The organism is Allokutzneria oryzae, assembly GCF_042429765.1.
Lineage (GTDB): Bacteria > Actinomycetota > Actinomycetes > Mycobacteriales > Pseudonocardiaceae > Allokutzneria > Allokutzneria oryzae.
Genome location: NZ_JBHLZU010000020.1, coordinates 285,558 through 304,459, shown reverse-complemented (window position 1 = coordinate 304,459; position 18,902 = coordinate 285,558). Strand labels below are relative to the sequence as shown.

At 67.6% G+C, this 18,902-nt stretch carries 19 protein-coding genes; 6 read left to right on the top strand and 13 right to left on the bottom strand.

All coding sequences use genetic code 11. The annotated features are described in order from the left end of the window. Positions 1-2 precede the first annotated feature (2 nt). The 4 genes from ACFFQA_RS25840 to ACFFQA_RS25825 form a co-directional block, all read right to left on the bottom strand. A complete protein-coding gene (locus ACFFQA_RS25840) occupies positions 3-1,250 on the bottom strand; it encodes an ABC transporter ATP-binding protein (protein ID WP_377857368.1) in 1,248 nt (415 codons plus the stop codon). Positions 1,251-1,260: 10 nt separating this feature from the next. Further along, a complete protein-coding gene (locus ACFFQA_RS25835; protein ID WP_377857365.1) occupies positions 1,261-2,958 on the bottom strand; it encodes an ABC transporter permease in 1,698 nt (565 codons plus the stop codon). Between the two features lie 247 nt (positions 2,959-3,205). Further along, positions 3,206-4,291 (bottom strand): DUF2332 domain-containing protein, encoded by a 1,086-nt coding sequence (locus ACFFQA_RS25830; RefSeq protein ID WP_377857707.1) that lies wholly within the window; start codon positions 4,289-4,291, stop codon positions 3,206-3,208. A gap of 119 nt (positions 4,292-4,410) precedes the next feature. After that, on the bottom strand, positions 4,411-5,328 hold the full coding sequence (locus ACFFQA_RS25825) for a superoxide dismutase (RefSeq protein WP_377857362.1): 918 nt from the start codon (positions 5,326-5,328) through the stop codon (positions 4,411-4,413). Between the two features lie 78 nt (positions 5,329-5,406). On the opposite strand from ACFFQA_RS25825, the gene ACFFQA_RS25820 reads away from it, so the two are divergent. The 4 genes from ACFFQA_RS25820 to ACFFQA_RS25805 all read left to right on the top strand — a co-directional run bounded on the left by ACFFQA_RS25820 (position 5,407) and on the right by ACFFQA_RS25805 (position 9,312). Continuing rightward, complete coding sequence (locus ACFFQA_RS25820; RefSeq protein ID WP_377857359.1) at positions 5,407-6,087, top strand: metallophosphoesterase family protein; 681 nt, start codon at positions 5,407-5,409, stop codon at positions 6,085-6,087. After that, complete coding sequence (locus tag ACFFQA_RS25815; RefSeq protein ID WP_377857356.1) at positions 6,077-6,925, top strand: chromosome partitioning protein ParB; 849 nt, start codon at positions 6,077-6,079, stop codon at positions 6,923-6,925. The genes ACFFQA_RS25820 and ACFFQA_RS25815 overlap by 11 nt, the downstream gene beginning before the upstream one ends. A gap of 10 nt (positions 6,926-6,935) precedes the next feature. Further along, positions 6,936-7,415 (top strand): DUF3558 family protein, encoded by a 480-nt coding sequence (locus ACFFQA_RS25810; RefSeq protein WP_377857354.1) that lies wholly within the window; start codon positions 6,936-6,938, stop codon positions 7,413-7,415. A gap of 496 nt (positions 7,416-7,911) precedes the next feature. Then, a complete protein-coding gene (locus ACFFQA_RS25805) occupies positions 7,912-9,312 on the top strand; it encodes an alpha/beta hydrolase (protein ID WP_377857351.1) in 1,401 nt (466 codons plus the stop codon). Positions 9,313-9,375: 63 nt separating this feature from the next. Here the strand turns inward: ACFFQA_RS25805 and ACFFQA_RS25800 are convergent, their stop codons facing one another. The 7 genes from ACFFQA_RS25800 to ACFFQA_RS25770 form a co-directional block, all read right to left on the bottom strand. Further along, positions 9,376-10,560 (bottom strand): ABC transporter ATP-binding protein, encoded by a 1,185-nt coding sequence (locus tag ACFFQA_RS25800; RefSeq protein WP_377857348.1) that lies wholly within the window; start codon positions 10,558-10,560, stop codon positions 9,376-9,378. A gap of 7 nt (positions 10,561-10,567) precedes the next feature. Beyond that, positions 10,568-11,413, bottom strand: a complete 846-nt coding sequence (locus ACFFQA_RS25795; protein WP_377857345.1) for a carbohydrate ABC transporter permease — start codon at positions 11,411-11,413, stop codon at positions 10,568-10,570. Next, entirely contained in the window at positions 11,413-12,372 is a 960-nt protein-coding gene (locus tag ACFFQA_RS25790) for a carbohydrate ABC transporter permease (protein ID WP_377857342.1), read from the bottom strand. The genes ACFFQA_RS25795 and ACFFQA_RS25790 overlap by 1 nt, the downstream gene beginning before the upstream one ends. Continuing rightward, entirely contained in the window at positions 12,369-13,607 is a 1,239-nt protein-coding gene (locus ACFFQA_RS25785) for an ABC transporter substrate-binding protein (RefSeq protein WP_377857339.1), read from the bottom strand. Before ACFFQA_RS25785 ends, ACFFQA_RS25790 begins: the two co-directional genes overlap by 4 nt. A 433-nt stretch (positions 13,608-14,040) precedes the next feature. Continuing rightward, positions 14,041-14,589 carry a YflT domain-containing protein gene (locus ACFFQA_RS25780; protein ID WP_377857337.1) on the bottom strand — a complete coding sequence of 183 codons (549 nt, stop codon included), beginning with the start codon at positions 14,587-14,589 and terminating at the stop codon, positions 14,041-14,043. 261 nt (positions 14,590-14,850) lie between these two features. Next, on the bottom strand, positions 14,851-16,047 hold the full coding sequence (locus tag ACFFQA_RS25775; RefSeq protein WP_377857334.1) for an acyl-CoA dehydrogenase family protein: 1,197 nt from the start codon (positions 16,045-16,047) through the stop codon (positions 14,851-14,853). A gap of 102 nt (positions 16,048-16,149) precedes the next feature. After that, positions 16,150-16,557, bottom strand: a complete 408-nt coding sequence (locus ACFFQA_RS25770; protein ID WP_377857331.1) for a rhodanese-like domain-containing protein — start codon at positions 16,555-16,557, stop codon at positions 16,150-16,152. A 93-nt stretch (positions 16,558-16,650) separates the two neighbouring features. Between ACFFQA_RS25770 and ACFFQA_RS25765 the strand changes: the two genes are divergently transcribed. Together ACFFQA_RS25765 and ACFFQA_RS25760 are read left to right on the top strand one after the other, a co-directional pair. After that, positions 16,651-17,115 carry an Lrp/AsnC family transcriptional regulator gene (locus ACFFQA_RS25765; RefSeq protein WP_377857328.1) on the top strand — a complete coding sequence of 155 codons (465 nt, stop codon included), beginning with the start codon at positions 16,651-16,653 and terminating at the stop codon, positions 17,113-17,115. A 23-nt stretch (positions 17,116-17,138) separates the two neighbouring features. After that, on the top strand, positions 17,139-17,534 hold the full coding sequence (locus ACFFQA_RS25760) for a hypothetical protein (RefSeq protein ID WP_377857325.1): 396 nt from the start codon (positions 17,139-17,141) through the stop codon (positions 17,532-17,534). 52 nt (positions 17,535-17,586) lie between these two features. Here ACFFQA_RS25760 and ACFFQA_RS25755 read toward each other — a convergent pair whose 3' ends face one another. Together ACFFQA_RS25755 and ACFFQA_RS25750 are read right to left on the bottom strand one after the other, a co-directional pair. Next, positions 17,587-18,219 (bottom strand): DUF4360 domain-containing protein, encoded by a 633-nt coding sequence (locus ACFFQA_RS25755; protein WP_377857323.1) that lies wholly within the window; start codon positions 18,217-18,219, stop codon positions 17,587-17,589. A gap of 340 nt (positions 18,220-18,559) precedes the next feature. Then, complete coding sequence (locus ACFFQA_RS25750) at positions 18,560-18,877, bottom strand: hypothetical protein (RefSeq protein ID WP_377857320.1); 318 nt, start codon at positions 18,875-18,877, stop codon at positions 18,560-18,562. Positions 18,878-18,902 lie beyond the last annotated feature (25 nt).

Genomic DNA, 18,902 nt, shown 5'->3' with positions numbered 1-18,902 from the left:
ACTCACTCCTCAAGCACCAGTTCGCGGGCGACCGCGTCGAAGGAGAACAGTTCGCCGTAGCGGCCCCAGTCGACCGCCGTCGCGAGCTGCCGGAGCGCGTCGTGCTCCGGGAACCCGCCGCGGAGCAGGTCGAGGAAGAACTCGTCCCGCAACCGCCCGTTCCTACTGGTGCGCAAGGCATCCGCGATCACCCGCACCAGTGGCGCGTTCGCCGTGGCCAGGCGCGCGAAGACCGACTTGGCCGTGGGGATGTCCGCGTCGAACCAGTCCTCGCCCGCAGAAGTGATCAGCAGCTCCGCGCCTGCGACCTCCGCGAGACCGAGCAGCGCGGCCGCGTCGACCAGGGGCAGCAGGTCGTCCACCTCGAAGCTCAGTGCCGCTGCCAGCGAGTGCAGATCGGCACGACCCCCTTGTGCGCCAAGCAGTTCCACCAGACCTGCGAGTCCGCCGACCGTCGCAGGGGGCAGCGGCCGGCGCAATGGGGTGTCCTGCTCCGCCCCAGCGGCCTGGCCCATGAGCGCGGCGTAGATCTGGTCGACGATCGTGGTGAAGGCGGGGGCGCGGCGAACGCGCGGGCGCGTGAGCGGCACGCTCAGTTCGAGCGCGATCCGCCCTGGGTTGTCGGCGAGCACCACGATCCGGTCGGCCATCGCCACGGCCTCCTCGATGTTGTGCGTCACAAGGCAGATCGCCTTCGTCGGGAAGCGGGCGGAGGTCCACAGCGACATCAGCTCACCGCGCAGGTTCTCGGCTGTGAGCACGTCCAGCGCGGAGAACGGCTCGTCCATCAGCAGCGCGTCGGGCTCAAGCACGAGCGCCCGCGCGAAGCCGACTCGCTGGCGCATGCCACCGGACAGCTCTTTGGGGTAGGCGTTCTCGAATCCGTCGAGGCCGATCAGGTCGATCGCCTCCACGGCGCGACGGCGGCGCTCCTGCGACGGCAGCCCCCGTGCGCGCAGGCCGAGCTCGACGTTCTCCAGCACCGTCAGCCACGGGAGCAGCGCGAAGTTCTGGAACACCATGCCCACACCGGGATTCGCGCCGTGGATGGCGCGGCCTCGGTAGGTGACGCGACCGCTCGACGGCTCGACGAGACCGGCGAGGGTGCGCAGCAACGTGGACTTGCCCGAACCGGACTTTCCCAGCAGCGCGAGCACTTCGCCTGCGCGCAGCTCCAGTGAGACGTCGCGGAGCACGGTCTGGGAACCGTTGAAGGACTTGGTGATGTTCTCGGTGGTGATCAGGGCCATGACGGGCTCCTCACTGGATCGCGTAGTGCTCGGACAGGCGGTGCAGGCGTCGCCAGAACACGCGGTTGATACCGACGACGAAGGCGCTCATGACCACGACACCGACGAAAACCCTTGGCATGTCACCGAGTTCGGTGGCGTTGGTGATGTAGGCGCCCAGGCCGTTCGCCTCCAGCCGGGTCGGGCCGTAGGTGATCACCTCGGCGACGATCGAGGCGTTCCACGCGCCGCCCGCCGCGGTCAGCGCCCCGGTCACGTAGGCGGGGAAGATCGCGGGAAGGACCAGGAAACGCCAGCGCTGCCATCGGCTCAGCCGCAGGTTCGTCGCCGCCTCGCGCAGGTCGTTGGGGATCGCGCTGGCCCCCGCGATCGCGTTGAACAGCACGTACCACTGCGCGCCGAGGCTCATCAGCAGGGTGCCGCCCCAGCCGAGGCCGACGTGCCAGGCCGCGAAAACCGCCGCGGCGAAAGGGAAGAGGAAGTTCGCGGGGAAGCTCGCCAGCACTTGCACCACGGGCTGGGCAAGACGGCTCACCCGTGGGTTCATCCCGATCCACACCCCGATCGGCACCCACAGCAGCGACGCGGCGACCACCACGACGAGCACCCGGCAGAGCGTGATCAGCCCGAGCCCGGCGGCGTGCGCGACCTCGGCCCAGCCCGTTGTCGCGGAGACGTAGTCGGCGACCAGCCAGGAACCGACCACGACGAGCACGACCAGCAATGCCGACGCGTCCCGCGAACGGGGTGGACGGGCCGCGCCGGTCCTGCCGAAAACCCTTGCCGCGCGGTCGATCCCCTCCCCCACCGGGCGCAGACCACGGCCGAGGAGACCCGGCAGGCGGGAGCGCCGGAGCAGGTCGAGCAGCAGGCTGCGCGGGGCGGCGGCCGACTCGGACAGCTCGATCCGGAACCGCTGCGCCCACGCCGTCAGCGGCCGCCAGAACAGCACGTTCACCGCGACCACCATGATGATCATCGCGCCCACGGCGAGCAGCAGGAGGTCGGTCCTCTCCTCGGCGGACGCGGCGGCGACATAGCTGCCGATTCCCGGCAAAGCGAACTTCTGGTTCAGCACGCTGATCGCCTCGGACTGCACGAGAAAGAACCAGCCACCGCCGAAGCTCATCATCCCGTTCCACACCAGGGGGATCATCGATCCGGGCACGTCGAGTTTCCAGAATCGCTGCCAGCGGGTGAGGCGCAGCGCTCTTGCCGCTTCGTCCAGCTCCGCCGACTGCGTCACGAGCGACTGGTAGAAAGCGAATGTCAGGTTCCACGCCTGCGAGGTGAAGATCGCGAAGACCGACGCGGACTCCAGGCCGAGCGCCGAGCCGGGGAACAGCGCGATGAACGCGGTCACGGTGACCGAGAGGTAGGCGAGCACGGGCACCGACTGGAGGATGTCCAACGCGGGAATGATGATCTTCTCGGCGCGGGCGGACTTGGCCGCTAGCGCCCCGACCACCAGCGTGAACAGCAACGACAGGGCCAGCGCCGCGAACATCCGCAGCAGGGAGCGTCCCGCGTAGCCGGGCAGCGCGGCCGGGTCGGTGTCGATCGCCGAAGGCGCGTCGGCCGGGGAGAACGGCGCGAGCGCTCCCGAGCCGATCCTGATGACCAGCCAGAGCAGAACGCACACCCCGACGGCGACCGCGATATCGACGACAACGTGGCGTGGGCGCGCGGAAACAGCACGAGTGAACATGGGAATGCCCTCACATCACGAGCAGCACAAATCACACCGCGGGCACAACCGGCGGCGCGCAGGAAAAAGGCCCGGACGCGCGAAAGAAGGCGCGATCCGGCGAGGAAGAAAAGAAGGGGGCCCAGTCAGCCCTGGCGGCTACTGGGGGGATCGCTCGGACTCAGACTCACGGCGATCACCTCCCTGCGCGCAGCACGAAAACCAAGCGCGGAAAGGCTACCTCCGCCCTTCCCGGAAATGAAACCCCTCAGATCCAGTGACGCTCGTCCCAGGTGAACGGATCGCCGTGGCCGACGCCGGTGCCGAGGTGCAGCGAGATCCCGGCCGGCCACAACCGCAGCAGCAGGTCGAACCGGTACGGGTCCGCGGGGTCGTTGCCACGGCGCGGTTCGAAGACCAGCAGTGCCAACGGCGCGTCCTTGGTCGCCTTCGCCGCCGCGGCCGCGAGCACGGCGCGACCGCGTGCGCGCTCCCGAGGCGGGGCGTACTGCCACACCACCGAGTGCCACACGACGGTGACCATGTCGGTGGCGCTCTTGGCGAGCTGGTCGCGCAACCACTCCGACCCCTCGGCCCGGTGCACCGGGACCGGGTCGTCCTGGGCGAGGTCGATCGCGCCCTGCAACCGCCGGTAGCGACTGACCTGGTCGGGCCAGACGAACGAGGACAGGTGCCTGCGGCCGTCCTCGGTGGTCACGTCGACCGGGTTCATGTCGCACGCCGCCCGGTCGGCAACGATGAGCGGGATGGCGAGGTTGGCGCGGGGCCGCCCGGTCCACGCCAGGTCGAGCTGCACCGGGCTGGCGTTGTCACCGAAGCTGGTGCCGTCGTCGAGGCGGTAGCCGAAGAGGTGCGGGCGCAGGTTCAAGCCACCGCTCGCGCCGATCTCCAGCAGCCGGACGGGGAGGGGGCGGGCGCGACCGGAGTGCTTCGCGGCGCGCTCGGCGGCGACGAGCAGGCCGCCGTAGAGCGCGGCGCTGCGCGCGGGTTCATTGGTCTGCACGACGTTCGCGCGGATCATCGCGCGGAGCTTGTCGGCGTGCTCGGCGAGCACCGGCTCGGCGTCGGCCCAGAGGCGGTCGCGCTCCAGGTGCCCGCCGACGGTGGGGTAGTGCCTGGCGAGGCCGGGCGCCTTGCCTTCGAGGACGAGCCGGTGCACGGAACCGGCGAACCGAAGACCGGGGACGGTGCCACCGCGGTCCAGTTCACTTCCGGCCATCACCTTCGTCGTCACGCCGCCAGCAGCGAGGTCGTCTGCCGCAGCGCGAAGCAACGTGGCGTTGAGCGGGCTGTGTGACTGGCAACCGCGGGCCGCATCTCGAAACAGCTCCACGAGCACCTGTGGAACGGTAGTCCGGCGATGTGGCGAACGCACGCTCCCGATCCTCGATTCACTCGGCTGCGAACAAGCGTTACCAGCCGTTCACAGAGGTCGGCCGTGACAACGTTGGTTCACTGGAACCCAGGCACGGCAACGACGTTGTACGGCACGTTCGGGCCAGGCGTTGTGGTGAAACGGGCGTTCGGCAGGTACAGCCGGTCACCAAAGGCAGCCACGGTGGTCGGGGTGTCGAAGCGAGGATCGGTGGTCCGCCGGAACAGGACTCCCTTCGTGCCCGCGCGGTCGAGCCGGAGTGCGGTGAGCGTGTTGAGCCGGTTCTGCACCACATAGAGGATTTGTCCCTGCCGCAACAGGCCGTCGCCGTTGGTCAGGGTGGTCGCACCGATGTCGACGAGCGTGGCCGCCCCGGTGCGCGGATCGACGCGGTAGAGCTTGCCGGAGCCGCTGTTGACCACCAGCAGTGCCTTGCCGTCCGGCGTGGTCTCGATGCCGTTGGCGTTGAGCCCCGCCGCCTGCACCCACTCGCCGCCGAGCGCGACGGTCACCGCCTGAGCGGGCAGTGCGCCGCCACGACCGAGGGGAAGCTTGTACAACACGGCCTTCTGCGAGTCGGTGAAGAACGCGGCGTTCCCCGTGAGCACCACGTCGTTGACGAACGCGCCGCCGAGCGCGTAGTTCGCGAGGACCTTGCCGCTGCGGCTGTCGATCACCCGCGCGTCGCCGCCAGTGCCACCTGCGACGAAGAGCCTGCCGCGCTTGTCGATCTTCATACCGAGCGATGGCTTGCCCGGCCCGGCGCTGAGCGTGCGCCCCTCCCCCGTGCGGAGGTCGACGCGGTAAACCGATCCGTCTCGGCGCGAGCCGAGGTAAGCGGTGGTGGCACCGATCGCGATGCCCTCGGGCTGGAAGTTGTCGGGTAGCTGGAGCGTCGTGGGGAAGGGCGGCGATGTGGCCAGCGCGGGAGCACCGAGCACAGCGACCAGGCCCACCGTGGCCGCACCGATCACGAACGCGCGTCGACTCGTCATTTTCATCACGTTAAGAACGGCCGCGTCAGGCCGACGTGTGAGGGCGCACACCGCCCCGATCGGCCATAAGCTCAGCGCGTGGTCAGGGTGCTCGCGGTGGCGGACGAGGTCGTTGAACAGCTGTGGACTTCTTACATCCAGCAGATCGAGGTCGATCTGATCCTCGCGGCGGGTGATCTGCCCTACGACTATCTGGAGCATCTGAGCAACGCGCTGGACCGGCCGTGCGTCTTCGTGCCTGGTAACCATGACCCCGACCTGACCGGATATACGAACGTGCGAGGTTTGTGGACGAAGAGCGGGATACCGACCAGATGGCCGGGGCCCGCCGGTGGCGTGAACGCCGACGGCCGGGTCGTGGACGCGGCCGGGCTGCGGATCGCGGGCATCGGCGGCTCCATCCGCTACAACCGCGGCCCCAACCAGTGGACCGAGCGCCAGCAGGCGCGGCGGGTCCGCCGGATGGCGCGGCTCGCGGGCTGGCGGCACCTGCGCGACGGGCGGGGCGTGGACGTCCTGCTCACCCACAGCCCGCCGAAGGACTGCGGCGACCGCGACGACCCGCCGCACCGCGGCTTCGCCTGCCTGCACGACGCCGTGCGCAGGCTGGAGCCGCCCCTCATGCTGCACGGGCACATCCACCCGCACGGCGAGCCGACACCTGATCGTCAACTGGCGTCAACACGGGTGGTCAACGTCGTCGGCTATCACGTAATGGAGATCCCCTCGCGCGGACAGGAGGCGAAGAATGCGCGGTGACACCGGTTTTCCTCGCGCCGACGCGGAGAACGACTTCATCAGGGCCCGCAGGCGCCAGGTCATGTCGAGGCTGGCCAAGTGGATGCGCCGCGAGCCGGACGACGTCAACATCATGCTGCCGTACAACGAGGTCATCTCCGCGCTCGGCCAGGAGGGTGAGCGGCGGCTCGGGCTCCAGGTGATCCAGCTCGACTCGATCGTCGGCAGCGTCGACCGCACCAGGGACTTCGACCGCTACTTCCGGCCCACCTCCGGCCGGACCCGCCAGCGGTGGGAACGGTTGGCGCTGGCCCAGCGGCGCGGCGAGTCCATTCCGCCGATCGACGTCTACCGCGTCGGTGAGCTGCACTTCGTCAAGGACGGGCACCACCGGGTGTCGGTGGCGCACGCGCTCGGCCTGCGCACGATCGAGGCGCACGTGACCGAGGTGCGCACCAAGATCGGCTCCTACGACATCCGCTACCGCAACGACCTGCTGGTCAAGAACGACCGCAGGCTGTTCCTGGAGCGCGTCCCGCTGCCCGGTGAGGCCCGCGCGGCGGTGCTGATGAGCGACCCGTGGGAGTACACCGAGCTCGGCGAGACCGTGGAGGCGTGGGGCTTCCGGCTGATGCAGGACGAGGGCAAGTTCCTCGACCGGCTCACCGTGGCCAAGCGCTGGTACGAGGAGGAGTTCGTGCCGGTCGTGCGCATGCTGCGCCAGGCCGACCTGGTCGGTGAGCGCACCGAGGCCGAGGCGTACCTGCACATCGCGGGCGAGCGCTTCCGGCTGATCAGGACGCACCGGTGGGACGACGAGGTGATCGACGCGGTGCGGCAGAGCAAGAAGCGACGCTAGCGTGGTGGGCATGACTCGCTTGGCTGTGGTCGGCGCGCGCGTGCTCCCGTTGCTGCTCCTGTTCGCCGCCGGGTGTGGGTCCACGCCCGCGCCCGGCGCGAAGCCGCCCGCCCACGTGGACACCTGCGCGGTGTTCACCGAAGCGGACCTCAAGGCGCTCGACCTCGCGCGCGGCCAGCGGATGGCGAACAAGCCCACCGGCTGCATGCTGGCGTCACCGCGCGGGTTCCGGGTCTTCGTGGTGCACGAGGAGAACGTGACGGTCGCCGACGCGGAGAAGCGCGAGCACACCTCGTTCTCCCGCAACGAGATCAACGGGAGGCCGGGCTACCTGTCCGCGAACCAGCAGCCCGTGTGCACCCAGGGGCTGGAGTTCGGCGCGGGCACCCTCCAGGTCCTGGCCAACGTGGAAGCGGCCCAGGTCCCGATCGACGCGTGCGACCTGGCCCGCAAGGTCGCCGACGTCGTCGAACCGAAGCTGCCGGCCTGAGCCCCCGAAGGAGCCGTTGACGACGTCGGCGGATCCGAGCAGCGGGAGTGCTGAGTGGAGATCCACCCAGCCCTGTTCTGGCCTTGTCGTTTCTCCGGGCAGTCGGCGATCCTGGAATTGGGGGGTCCCCTGGGCGGGCGAAAGCCACCCTCGCACGCGGCAGGACCGCGCCGTGTCCTGGCACGCGGCATGACCAAGCCGTGTTCGGCGAGTCCTTGCGGGACCGCCTCGAACCAGGCGCACGCACCGATGCGGTCATCCCACCGACTCCCCCGACGTCCATCTCACACGCTCTTCGTTCGCGTTTTGTAGGCTAAATGCGAAAAGAGAGCGCTCTCTCGGACATCTTGCCTACAAAACGCGAGAAACCCGACCACGCCAGCCCGCCCAGCCCGCGCACGCAGCAGCGCGGCGCGTTAGGGGACCTGCGCGCGAAGAGACGAGATCTATCGATGGGTGGACGAATTCACCCTGCCCGGCTCACGAACCTGGTGGCATGAGATTACGACTCCTCGGCGCGCTCGCCGCGCTGAGCCTGCTGCCCTTGAGCGGCACGACAGCGGTGGCCTCGGAGATCGGGTGGCTGGACTGCGGTGACGGGCTCCGGTGCGCCGGCGTCACGGTGCCCTCGGATTGGGCCTCCCCCAAGCACTCCACGCCGATCACCGTCAACCTCGCGAAGCTGCCCGCGCGGGACCAGACGCGCAAACTCGGTGCGCTGCTGGTGAATCCCGGTGGTCCCGCCGCGGCGATCCCGGGCTTCCGGTTGTCGAAAGCGAGCTACGCGGAACTGACGCAGTGGTTCGACGTCGTCATGTTCGACCCGCGTGGCTTCGGTGCGGGTGATGGGGTCTCCTGCCCTTCTCCATTCCCGGCGGCGGTGGATTCTCCTTTGGAGCGCAAGGCTTTCACCGACTACCGCGAGGCGAACGCGAACTTCGCGAGGTCCTGTTCTCCGGGCATGGGCCCTTTGGTGGGCAAGGTGAACTCGTGGCAGGTCGCACGCGACATGAACGCGATCCGCAAGGCGCTGGGCGAGCGCAAGCTCCGCTACTACGGCAACTCGTACGGCACGGTGTTCGGCCAAACCTACGCGGAGTTGTTCCCCCACAACGTGGAGCGCATGTTCTTGGACAGCGTGCTCGACCACGGCGAGCGGCGGTTGTTCGAGTGGATGGCACCGATGGCCGCCACGACCGAGCGCAACCTCCACCGCTTCGCCGAATGGTGCGCCAAGGCTGAATCTTGTGCCCTGTACGGCAAAGATGCTCTCGCGGTGTTCGACAGAGTGATCGCGAAAGCACCGGTTCCCGCCCCAGGAGCGGGTTCTGGCGTCACCGTGTCCGCGGGAACCATCGCCGCACGTGTCGCGGACCAGACAGCCGAACGCCGTTGGCCCGCACTCGCCACGGCTCTCGCGGAAGCCGACGCGGGCGATGCCACCGCGCTCAGCAGGGCTCCGCAGCAGCCACCGGACAACAGCCTCGCCCGCACCATGCTCTGCGCGGATTTTCCGTTCGATGCCGGATTCGTTGGCCACAAAGCGATTGAGGAGCAGTTGCGCCGGACCGTCGCGCCGAGGGTGGGCTGGGCCGATCCGGTCTGGGGCATGACCGGACATTGCGATGGCCTGCCGAAGACCGGCACGCACCCGCCGCACCCGATCCGGCCGGTCGGCCTGCCACCGGTGCTGATCACCAGCGGCAGCAACGACACGATCACACCGGTCGAGCACGGAAAGCGTGTGGCCGCACAGCTTCCAGGCTCGCGATACCTGCCCGCCACCGGCGGGCACGCGGTCTACCGAGGCGGGAATCCCTGTGTGCGCCGCCATGTCCACCGCTACCTGACCACGGGTGAGCTTCCCGCTCCTGGGACGAGCTGCCCAGCGGTGTAGAGACGACGAAGGCCGCATCCCCGAAACCGGGGATGCGGCCTTTCGACGCCACTGAGGCGGAACTTACGCCGAGTAGGTCAGGTTCTTACCGCTGGACGGGTCGAACAGCTGGACCTTGTCGGAGTCGAACCACACGTCGAGCGAGGCGCCCTCGGTGGCCGAGGAGGCCGCCGCGAGCCGCGTCACGATCTGGCTGCCGCCGTCGGCACCCAGGTCAGTGACACCCGCGTCCGCCGCCAGCTCCTCCAGCTCCGCCGAGCTCGCACGCTCACCGGAGACCGAGAAGTAGGCGTACTTGTCCGAACCCATCGACTCAAGGACGTCGACCTGGGCGTTGAACACCGCACCGCGGGCACGGGCGGCGTCGTCGATCAGGGAAGCGTCCTCGAAGTGCTCGGGACGGACACCGACGATGACGTCGCGGCCCACACCGGACTTCTCGACGCTCTGCCGGGTGCGATCGCTGAGCGGGAAGTCGCCGAGCGAGGTCCGGAGCGCGCCGTTCTCCAGCTTCGCGGGGATGAAGTTCATCGCAGGAGAGCCGATGAAGCCCGCGACGAAGAGGTTCGCCGGCTGCTCGTAGAGGAACTGCGGAGAACCGACCTGCTGCACCGCACCGCCACGCATGACCACGACACGGTCGCCGAGGGTCATCGCCTCGGTCTGGTCGTGGGTCACGTAGACGGTGGTGGTGCCCAGGTTCTTCTGCAGCCTGGAGACCTCGGTGCGCATCTGCACGCGGAGCTTGGCGTCCAGGTTGGACAGTGGTTCGTCCATGAGGAACGCCTTGGGGCTGCGCACGATCGCGCGTCCCATCGCAACGCGCTGCCGCTGACCACCGGAGAGGTTCGACGGCTTGCGCTCCAGGTGCTGACCGAGATCGAGGATCTTGGCGGCTTCCCTGACCTTGGCATCGACGGTCTTGTTGTCGACCTTCGCGAGCCGCAGCGGGAACGCCATGTTCTCGAAGACGGTCATGTGCGGGTAGAGCGCGTAGGACTGGAACACCATCGCGATGTCCCGGTCCTTGGGCGCCCGCTCATTGACCCGCTCACCACCGATGCGCAGCTCGCCGGAGGTGATGTCCTCAAGGCCTGCCAGCATGTTCAGCGTAGTGGACTTACCGCAGCCCGAGGGCCCGACCAGGATGATGAACTCGCCATCGGCGATCTCGAGGTTCACTTCCTGAACGGCCAAAGCGCCGTCTGGATACTTCTTCGTCACCTTGTCCAGGACGATGTCGGCCACGACTCACCTACCCCTTGACCGCGCCGGACGTCAGACCGGCGACGATTCGGCGCTGGAAGAACAGCACGAAAAGAATGATCGGAATGGTGATCACCACGGCGGCGGCCGAGGTGGTCCCCGTTGGGTCTTCGAACTGGCTGCTGCCCGTGAAGAACGCCAGCGCGGCGGGAACGGTCCTGGACGCCTCGGTCGAGGTGAGCGAGATCGCGAACAGGAAGTCGTTCCAGCAGAAGATGAACACCAGGATCGCCGTGGTGAACACGCCGGGCGCCGCGAGCGGGGCGATGACCTTCTGGAAGGCCTGCCCCGGAGTGGCGCCGTCCATCTTGGCCGCCTTCTCCAGCTCCCACGGGATCTCCTTGAAGAACGCCGAGAGCGTGTAGATCGCCAGCGGCAGGGAGAACGTGATGTAGGGCAGGATCAGGCCCGGCCAGGTGTCGAACAGCCCGAGCGAGCGCTCGATGTTGAACAGCGGCGAGACCAGCGACACCTGCGGGAACATCGCGATCAGCAGCGAGACACCGACGAGCAGCTGCTTGCCGGGGAAGTCCAGCCGGGCGATCGCGTAGGCCGCCATGGTCCCGAACACCACCGCGATCAAGGTTGCGATGATCGCGATGCCGATCGAGTTGACCAGCGGCCGGATGAACTCCGAGGTGGAGAAGATCGCGGCGTAGTTGTCCAGCGTCCACTCGGTGGGGAAGAAACCGCCGTCGCTGATCGCCTTCTTGGTCTTGAAGGACAGCGAGGCGATCCACAGCACCGGGAACAACGCGTAGACGACGACAACGACGTTGATCAGACCCCAGCGGACCTTCTTACCCGTCGTTTCGGCACCTCCGATGCCGGCCATCAGCGCTTACCTCCGTTGTCACTGCCCGGCGCCGAGGTGCCGAACACCTTGATGAAGACGAACGCGATGATGGCCACCGCAACGAAGATCAGGACGGACATCGTCGAACCGATGCCGAGGTTCAGCCCCTTGATCAGGTTGCTGTACGTCAGCATCGACACCGACGAGGTGCCCTGCGCCCCGCTGGTCAGCACGAAGATGTTGTCGAAGATCCGGAACGCGTCGAGCGTGCGGAACAGCAGCGCGACCAGGATCGCCGGCTTCATCATCGGCAGCATGATCTTGGTGAACCGCTGCCAGCCGTTCGCGCCGTCCATCGCCGCGGCCTTGAGCATGTCGTCCGGCACCAGGGCCAGACCCGCCATCAGCAGCAGCGCCATGAACGGCGTCGTCTTCCAGATCTCCGCGCCGGCGATGATGCCCAGCGCGCTCAGCTTGTCCGTCAGCGGGGCCGACTCGCCCGCGAACCAGCCGGCGAGGTAGCCGGTGTCCGGGGTCCAGGCGTAGCGCCACGAGAACGCGGCGACCACGGTGACGATGCCGTACGGGATCAGCGCGGAGGTCCGCACCAGGCCACGTCCGACCAGGGTCCGGTGCATCACCAGGGCCAGCCCCATGCCGAGCACCAGCTCGACGATGACGGTGACCACGGTCAGCAGCACGGTGATGCCGAAGGCGTCCCACCAGTACGGGCTGCTCAGCACCGCGACGTAGTTGTCCAGCCCGACGAACTCCTGCTTGTCGGGGAACTTCAGGTCGTAGCGCTGCAGCGACAGCCAGAACGAGTAGATGATCGGCCACGCGGTCACCGCGATCATGATGATCGCGGCGGGCGCGCACAACAGCAGGCCGAGACGACGCTCCGCCTTCTTGCCCTCGCTCAGCACGGGCTTGCCCTTGCCGCCCTTGTTGAGCACGGACGTCGCGACAGCGCTGTCGCCGAAGGACGAGTCACTCACGGCATGACCCCCTTGGAGTCAATCGCTGCCTGGAGCTCGGTGCGCAGCCGCTCCGCGGTCTTCTGCGGGTCGATGCTCGCCGGCGGGGAGAGAACGGTGGACAGCACCGTGGAGACGTTCTGCCAGGCGGCGGTCAGCGGACGGTTCGCCGCGTCCCGCAGCTCCTCGCGGATGGTCTCCTTCATGGGGTACTTCTCGGTCATCTCGGGCCGGTCGTAGACCGACTCGATCGTCGGCGCGACACCGTCGTTGAGCGCCGAGAAGAGCTGGTTCTCCGGCTTGCGCAGGCACAGCGACGCCTCGAAGGACAGGTCGGCCTTCGTGGAGTACGCGCTGACGCCGTAGTTCGCGCCACCGATGGTGACCTTGCTCGGCTTGCCCTTGTCGATGCCGGGGTAGCGGGCCCACTTGAACTTCTTGGCCAGCTCCGGCTGGTTCTCCTGCATCGCCGGGTAGACGTACGGCCAGTTCAGCTGGAACGCGGCGTTGCCCGCCTCGAACTCCCGCCGGACCTCGTCCTCCTGGGAGTTGGTCAGCGACGCGCTCGCGATGCCGGAGGTGGCGAAGTCCTTGAGGGTCGCCAGCGCACGGACGGCGTTGTCGTCGACCACCGCGCTGAGACCGTCCTCGGAGAGGATCTTGCCGCCCGCCGAGGCCACCATCGTGTTGTACTGCACGACCAGGCCCTCGTACTGCGCGCCGGTCATCACGGCGGTGTGGGGCTTGCCCGCGGCCTTGAGCTCCTTGGCCTGGGCGATCATCTCGGCCCAGGTCTCCGGCGCCTTGGTCACCACGTCGTCGCGGTACCACAGCAGCTGGACGTTGGTGTTCTTCGTCGCCGCGTAGGTCCGGTCCTTGTAGCGGGTCGACGCGAGCGGCCCGGCGAGGACGCCGCGCTCGGCCTCCTCCTTGTACGTGCCGGTCCACTCACGGATCCAGCCGGCCTCGGCGAACTCCGCGAGCCACGGGCTGTCGAGATAGAGGATGTCCATCTCGTCGTCGCCCGCGGCGAGCCTGCGCACCATCTGCTCGCGCTGACCGTCGGCGCCACGCGGAAGCTTGTTGTACACGATGCGGTACTTGCCGCCCGCCGACGCGTTGCAGCTGTCGACGACCTTCTGCAGGTTCTCCTCAGGAGCCGCGTACAGGTTGATCGTGTTGCCTCCGGTGTCGCCGGAGCCGCAGGCCGCAAGCAGCGGAGCGGACACCAGGGCTGCTCCGAAGAGTGCTGCCATCCGCCCCCGCGAGCGGGTTTTTGGTGTAGTGGTGGATCGATAGCGGGCACTGCGACCCGGGCCGTCCATGAACCCAGCCTCCTTCCTGTGAAACGCACGGAAGGCTCCGAGGTCATGGCACTCCAGCGGCGGCACGAACCTCGACGACGAAGGTCGGACAGAACAGCTCCGGACACCTCGTCGTGCCCTCCGGCACGGGCGTGAGCCAACGCACACGCCCGCAGGCTGGTGACAGAACCTAGGCCCCTTGTTCAGGGGCCGCAACCGGCTGACGGCAACGATTCAGATAAGGCTGTTGCGGAAAGGATTCAGAAAGCTCTCTGCGCCGGTCACGGTGGGTACGTGCGCGCGCATCAACATCATCGGGGCGAGATGTGAAAGAACGAACGGGCCACCTTTCGGAAAGAAGGGCGGCCCGTCGCTCAAGCGAATATCAAGTGTCCTGGCCGGGGGCCTTCATGGCGAGCTTCGCGAGCGCGTCACGACCCCGCTCCGCATTGCGAGGCTGGCACAGCACGTCGTACCGACCGGCGACGAGCTGGCTCGCCGAGACGAAGTCACGGCGACCCCGCGTAGCCGCGTAGCCGGCGGCGTTGAAGATCATGAAGAAGATCACACCAGTGGCCAAGGCCACAAGAATCGGGCCCAGCTGAAAGCCGGACGTGTTGAACAGGCTGAGCAGGATGCCGACGAACAGGCCGAACCAGGCACCCGATGCGGCCCCTGTCGCCAGCACCCGCCCCCAGGTCAGCCTGCCGGTGACCCGCTCGACCAACATCAGGTCGACACCGACGATCGTCACCTCCTGCACCGGGAAGGACTCGTCGGCCAGGTAGTCGACGGCCCGCTGCGCCTCCTCGTAGGTGGCGTAGGAACCGATCGGCCACCCCGAGGGAGGCGTCGGCAGGTTCTGGGCTCCGCCGACAGGCCGGCCGGAAAATGGACTCGTCACCGTTGTCACCTCCGCGAGCTGGACACTCATGGTGACCCCGATCATCCTCGCCCGCGTGCCGAGCGTGGACAGCCGCCCCCCGATCGGCCCAGGGCCGCCTCCCGCGAGCCGAGCCCGTTCCCCGATGTGCGCCGACCGGCTGGCTGGCGTGGTCGGGGTTTCGCGTTTTGTCACCTAATTGCGTAAAAGAGCGCTCTCATTTCGCATTAAGGCTACAAAACGCGAAATGGGGGGCACGCGAGTGAGGGCGCCAGGGGCGGTGAGCTGGTGTCACCGCCCGCAGGGCACGGCCTAGCCGCGCGAGCGGTACTCGCGCAGCAGGCCGCGGCTGATGATCGTCTTCTGGATCTCCGACGTCCCCTCGCCGATGAGCAGGAACGGCGCCTCGCGCATCAGCCGCTCGATCTCGTACTCCTTGGAGTAGCCGTAGCCGCCGTGGATGCGGAACGCCTCCTGGGTGACCTCGGCGCAGTACTCCGAGGCGATCAGCTTGGCCATGCCCGCCTCGACGTCGTTGCGCTGGCCGGAGTCCTTGAGCCGGGCGGCGTTGACCATCATCAGGTGCGCGGCCTCGACCTTGGTGGCCATCTCGGCCAGCTTGAAGGCGATGGCCTGGTGCTGGGCGATCGGCTTGCCGAAGGTGGTGCGCTGCTGGGCGTACTCCACGGCGAGCTCGAAGGCGCGGATGGCGATGCCGCAGGCGCGGGCGGCGACGTTGACGCGGCCGACCTCGACGCCGTCCATCATGTGCGCGAAGCCCTTGCCGCTGTCCCCGCCGAGGATCGCGTCGGCGCCGATCCGGAAGCCGTCGAAGACCATCTCCGTGGTGTCGACGCCCTTGTAGCCCATCTTCTCGATCTTCCCGGGGATGCTCAGCCCTGGAAGGACCTCGCCGAACCCAGTCGGCTTCTCCACCAGGAAGGTGGTGAGGTTCTGGTGCGGCTTCTCGGCGCCCTCGTCGGTGCGGACGAGCGTGGCGACCACCGTGGAGCTCCCGCCGTTGGTCAGCCACATCTTCTGCCCGTCGATGACGTAGCCGTCACCGTCCCGCTTCGCCCTGGTGCGGATCGCCGCCACGTCGGAGCCGAGCTCCGGCTCGGACATGGAGAACGCGCCGCGGACCTCACCGGTGGCCATGCGCGGCAGGAAGTGCCGCTTCTGCGCGTCCGTGGCGTGTTGCTTGATCATGTGCGCCACGATGAAGTGGGTGTTGATGACGCCGGAGACGCTCATCCAGCCGCGCGCGATCTCCTCGACCACCAGCGCGTAGGTCAGCAGCGACTCCCCGAGCCCGCCGTGCTCCTCCGGGATGGTGAGGCCGAACAGCCCCATCTCCTTCATGCCCTCGACGATGTCCGCCGGGTAGGTGTCACCGTGCTCCAGCGTCTGCGCGTGCGGGATGATCTCCTTGTCCACGAAGCTGCGGACGGTGGCCAGGATCTCCTGCTGGACATCGGTGAGACCGGCGGTCTGGGCAAGCCGAGCCATGGCGAGCTCCCCTTCCTGCGACGCTGCGTCAACGGGGTTCAGGCGACTGGGTTACTGGCGAGTATGGCCGGTCGCGGCGGGGTCCGCGGTGTGACAAGGTCCTCACCGAGCGTCTTGATCGGTACCGGTCGCGATCGGGTGGCGGTCCCACTTCCACGTCTGGAACCCGCCGATGAGCTTCTTCACGGTGAACCCGAGCTCGGCCAGCTTCAGCGCCGCCTTGTCGGCCCCGTTGCAGCCCGGCCCCCAGCAGTAGGTCACCAGCACATCGCCACGCGGCAGGTCGCGGGTGCTCTCGGCGTTGATGTCCTTGGCGGACAAGGAGATCGAGCCGGGAATGTGCCCAGCGGCGTAGTGCTCCGGGGCTCGGACGTCGAGCACGAGGAAGCCGCCGGCGCCGTCCTCCATGTCCGCACGCAGGTCGGCGGGATCGGTCTCGACGGAGAGCAGGTGGCGGAAGTGCGCGGCAGCTGCGGCCGGGTTCGCGGGGCTCGCGGCAACTCGTGTCATGAGAGCAACGGTAGGCGTGGAAGTGGCCATTGAGCAGGGCTTTTGCTCGATGCATCACTGCTTTCACAGCTGAATCCACGCTAGCTTTGCGTTGTGACCGGTGATTCCACGTTCGAGCTGGATTCGACGGACTGGCGCGTCCTCGCCGAGCTCCAGGAGGACGCGCGCCTCAGCTACGCGGAGCTCGGCCGCCGCGTCGGACTCGGCGCCACGGCCGCGACCGACCGAGTGCGGCGGCTGGTCGAAGGCGGTGTGATCAAGGGGTTCCGCGCGGAGGTGGACCTCGAACGCGTCGGCTACGGGGTGCTCGCGGTGGTGCGGCTGCGCTACCCGTCCGGCAACTACCGCAAGCTGCACGCGGAGCTGGAGCGCACCACGGAGATCCTCCAGTGCCACCACGTCACCGGCGAGGACTGCTTCGTGCTGTTCGTCGCCGCGCGGAACATGCGCGACCTGGAGCGGCTGGTGGGACGGATCGCGAGCCTCGGGTCGACCACCACGTCGGTCGTCTACTCCTCGCCGCTGCCCTCGCGGGTGGTCACCGCACCCTCGGGCTGAGTTTGTGGCTAAGTTGTGCGGCCGTGACAGAACCAGCCGCTGTGGCGCCCGCGGGTGAAGAGCCGAAGAAGCGCCGCTCCCCCGTCCGCAAGCCGAACTTCGACGCGTGGACCGCGGGGAAGAACGCGCTCGTGGTCATCGCCCTGCTCCCGGTGTTCGCGGTGGTGGCGTTCTTCGCCCAGTTCGTCGAGCTCGCGTACTACCTGGTGATGGGCGTCTACTACCTCGTCACCAGTCCGTACTGGATCTGCCGCGCGGTCTATCGGGCGAGCAGCAGCGAGGACACCCCTCGGCGCCAGGAGGCTCGCGACTCCATCGCGGCGTTCTTCAAGGTGGGCGGCTGCCTGCTGCTGGTGCTGGTGGTTTTCGGCGGTGGGTTGTACCTGCTGGTGGAACTGCTGAGCGCCGCGGAGGAGTGAGCGCTTCCGGAAGAAACGGGCACGGCCGCACACCGGCCGTGCCCGGTCCGTATCAGGGGCAGGTCTTCCAGTGGAAGTGGTACGTGGTGGTAATGCTGCCGTCGGTGGAGTCCATAGCCATGAAGCTGGTGGCGTTCGGGTCCGACGTGCCCTTGTTCACGCGCAGCTCGGTATTGATGTTGACGTTGCGCTTCTCGCCGCAGGGAGCGTAGACGAGCGAAGCGATGTCCACCTTGTCCGTCGTCTGCCAGTTGTCGTCCAGCGGACCGGAGAAATTGTGCTTCGATACTACGGTTGGTGACATTCCTTGGAAGTAGTAGTTCGCTTGCTGGACCGCCGTCGCGCCTCTGGCGAGGTTGGCGAAACCGCGGTAGTCGGACTGCGCGATCGCGTACGTGAAGCCCGACGGGACGTGCACCTTCAGGTTGAGCTGGCAGTTCTTGCGGAAGTCCGTGGGCTTCGCCTGCGGCCCGACCTGGGCCATGTAGTCGCTGTAGGTCACCGTGAACGCGGTGTTGTCAGGGGAGACCGCCACGGCGGCGGTACCCGCCGGACAGCCCGATCCGTTCACGGTTGCGAGTTCGATGACAATTTTGTCCGGCGGCGGCGTGATTTCCGCCTGAGCCACTGCCGGGATGGAAATCAATGACAGGGCCATTCCGGCAACGGCCAACTTCTTCATCATGGAGCACCCTCCGCTAACCCAGGGATAGTGACCACCAACTTCGGACACACGGTATCGGAATCAACCTTTTCGCGTACCCCTGAACGGGCGACACGAACCAAGGCGTGATCCAAATTGACCGCAACGGAGCATTGGTTAGGCGCCACGCTATACCCACCCCAATGCGTGCTATACCCAAGTATTTGACGCGGCAATCAATTCGACATTGGGAATCCAGCCGGAATGCAACCGATTGTGGAGGCGGTCGGCTACGCCTTTGGTGTGAAAGGTCTTGCCCGCGACGACGAAGGGCACCGGCAGCGGATGGCCGCCGGTGCCCTGGGCGAGGAGGGAGTGCTGGTCAGTGCTGTTCTTCGGGTTCGGCGATGAGCCGGACGACTCGGAGCTTGAACTCGTAACTCAGCATGGCCTTGCGGTAGAGCACCACGTAGGTGCCCTCACCGACCAGGAAGACGTTGCGCTTGCTCGCGGCACGCGCGGAGCTCTTGAACTCGAAAGCCTGTTTGCGGGCCTCGACTCTCGCCTGTTCCGCGGTGTCGAACCCACCGGACAGCACCTTCGTCGTGTACCCGTGCTCATGCGGGGTCTCCACGAGTACGAACCACGGACGCTCGTGCGTCAGCTCCGGGTGCTCCTCGGGCTCCTGCGACTCGCTCATGCCTCCGGACGCTATCGCGTCCGAG

Coding starts and splice junctions, on each gene's coding strand:
- ACFFQA_RS25750 (WP_377857320.1), bottom strand. CDS start 18,877: ATGAGCGAGTCGCAGGAGCCCGAGGAGCACCCGGAGCTGACGCACGAG.
- ACFFQA_RS25795 (WP_377857345.1), bottom strand. CDS start 11,413: ATGGCCGGCATCGGAGGTGCCGAAACGACGGGTAAGAAGGTCCGCTGG.
- ACFFQA_RS25780 (WP_377857337.1), bottom strand. CDS start 14,589: ATGAGTGTCCAGCTCGCGGAGGTGACAACGGTGACGAGTCCATTTTCC.
- ACFFQA_RS25755 (WP_377857323.1), bottom strand. CDS start 18,219: ATGATGAAGAAGTTGGCCGTTGCCGGAATGGCCCTGTCATTGATTTCC.
- ACFFQA_RS25835 (WP_377857365.1), bottom strand. CDS start 2,958: ATGTTCACTCGTGCTGTTTCCGCGCGCCCACGCCACGTTGTCGTCGAT.
- ACFFQA_RS25815 (WP_377857356.1), top strand. CDS start 6,077: ATGCGCGGTGACACCGGTTTTCCTCGCGCCGACGCGGAGAACGACTTC.
- ACFFQA_RS25825 (WP_377857362.1), bottom strand. CDS start 5,328: ATGACGAGTCGACGCGCGTTCGTGATCGGTGCGGCCACGGTGGGCCTG.
- ACFFQA_RS25840 (WP_377857368.1), bottom strand. CDS start 1,250: ATGGCCCTGATCACCACCGAGAACATCACCAAGTCCTTCAACGGTTCC.
- ACFFQA_RS25785 (WP_377857339.1), bottom strand. CDS start 13,607: ATGGCAGCACTCTTCGGAGCAGCCCTGGTGTCCGCTCCGCTGCTTGCG.
- ACFFQA_RS25770 (WP_377857331.1), bottom strand. CDS start 16,557: ATGACACGAGTTGCCGCGAGCCCCGCGAACCCGGCCGCAGCTGCCGCG.
- ACFFQA_RS25810 (WP_377857354.1), top strand. CDS start 6,936: ATGACTCGCTTGGCTGTGGTCGGCGCGCGCGTGCTCCCGTTGCTGCTC.
- ACFFQA_RS25775 (WP_377857334.1), bottom strand. CDS start 16,047: ATGGCTCGGCTTGCCCAGACCGCCGGTCTCACCGATGTCCAGCAGGAG.
- ACFFQA_RS25805 (WP_377857351.1), top strand. CDS start 7,912: ATGAGATTACGACTCCTCGGCGCGCTCGCCGCGCTGAGCCTGCTGCCC.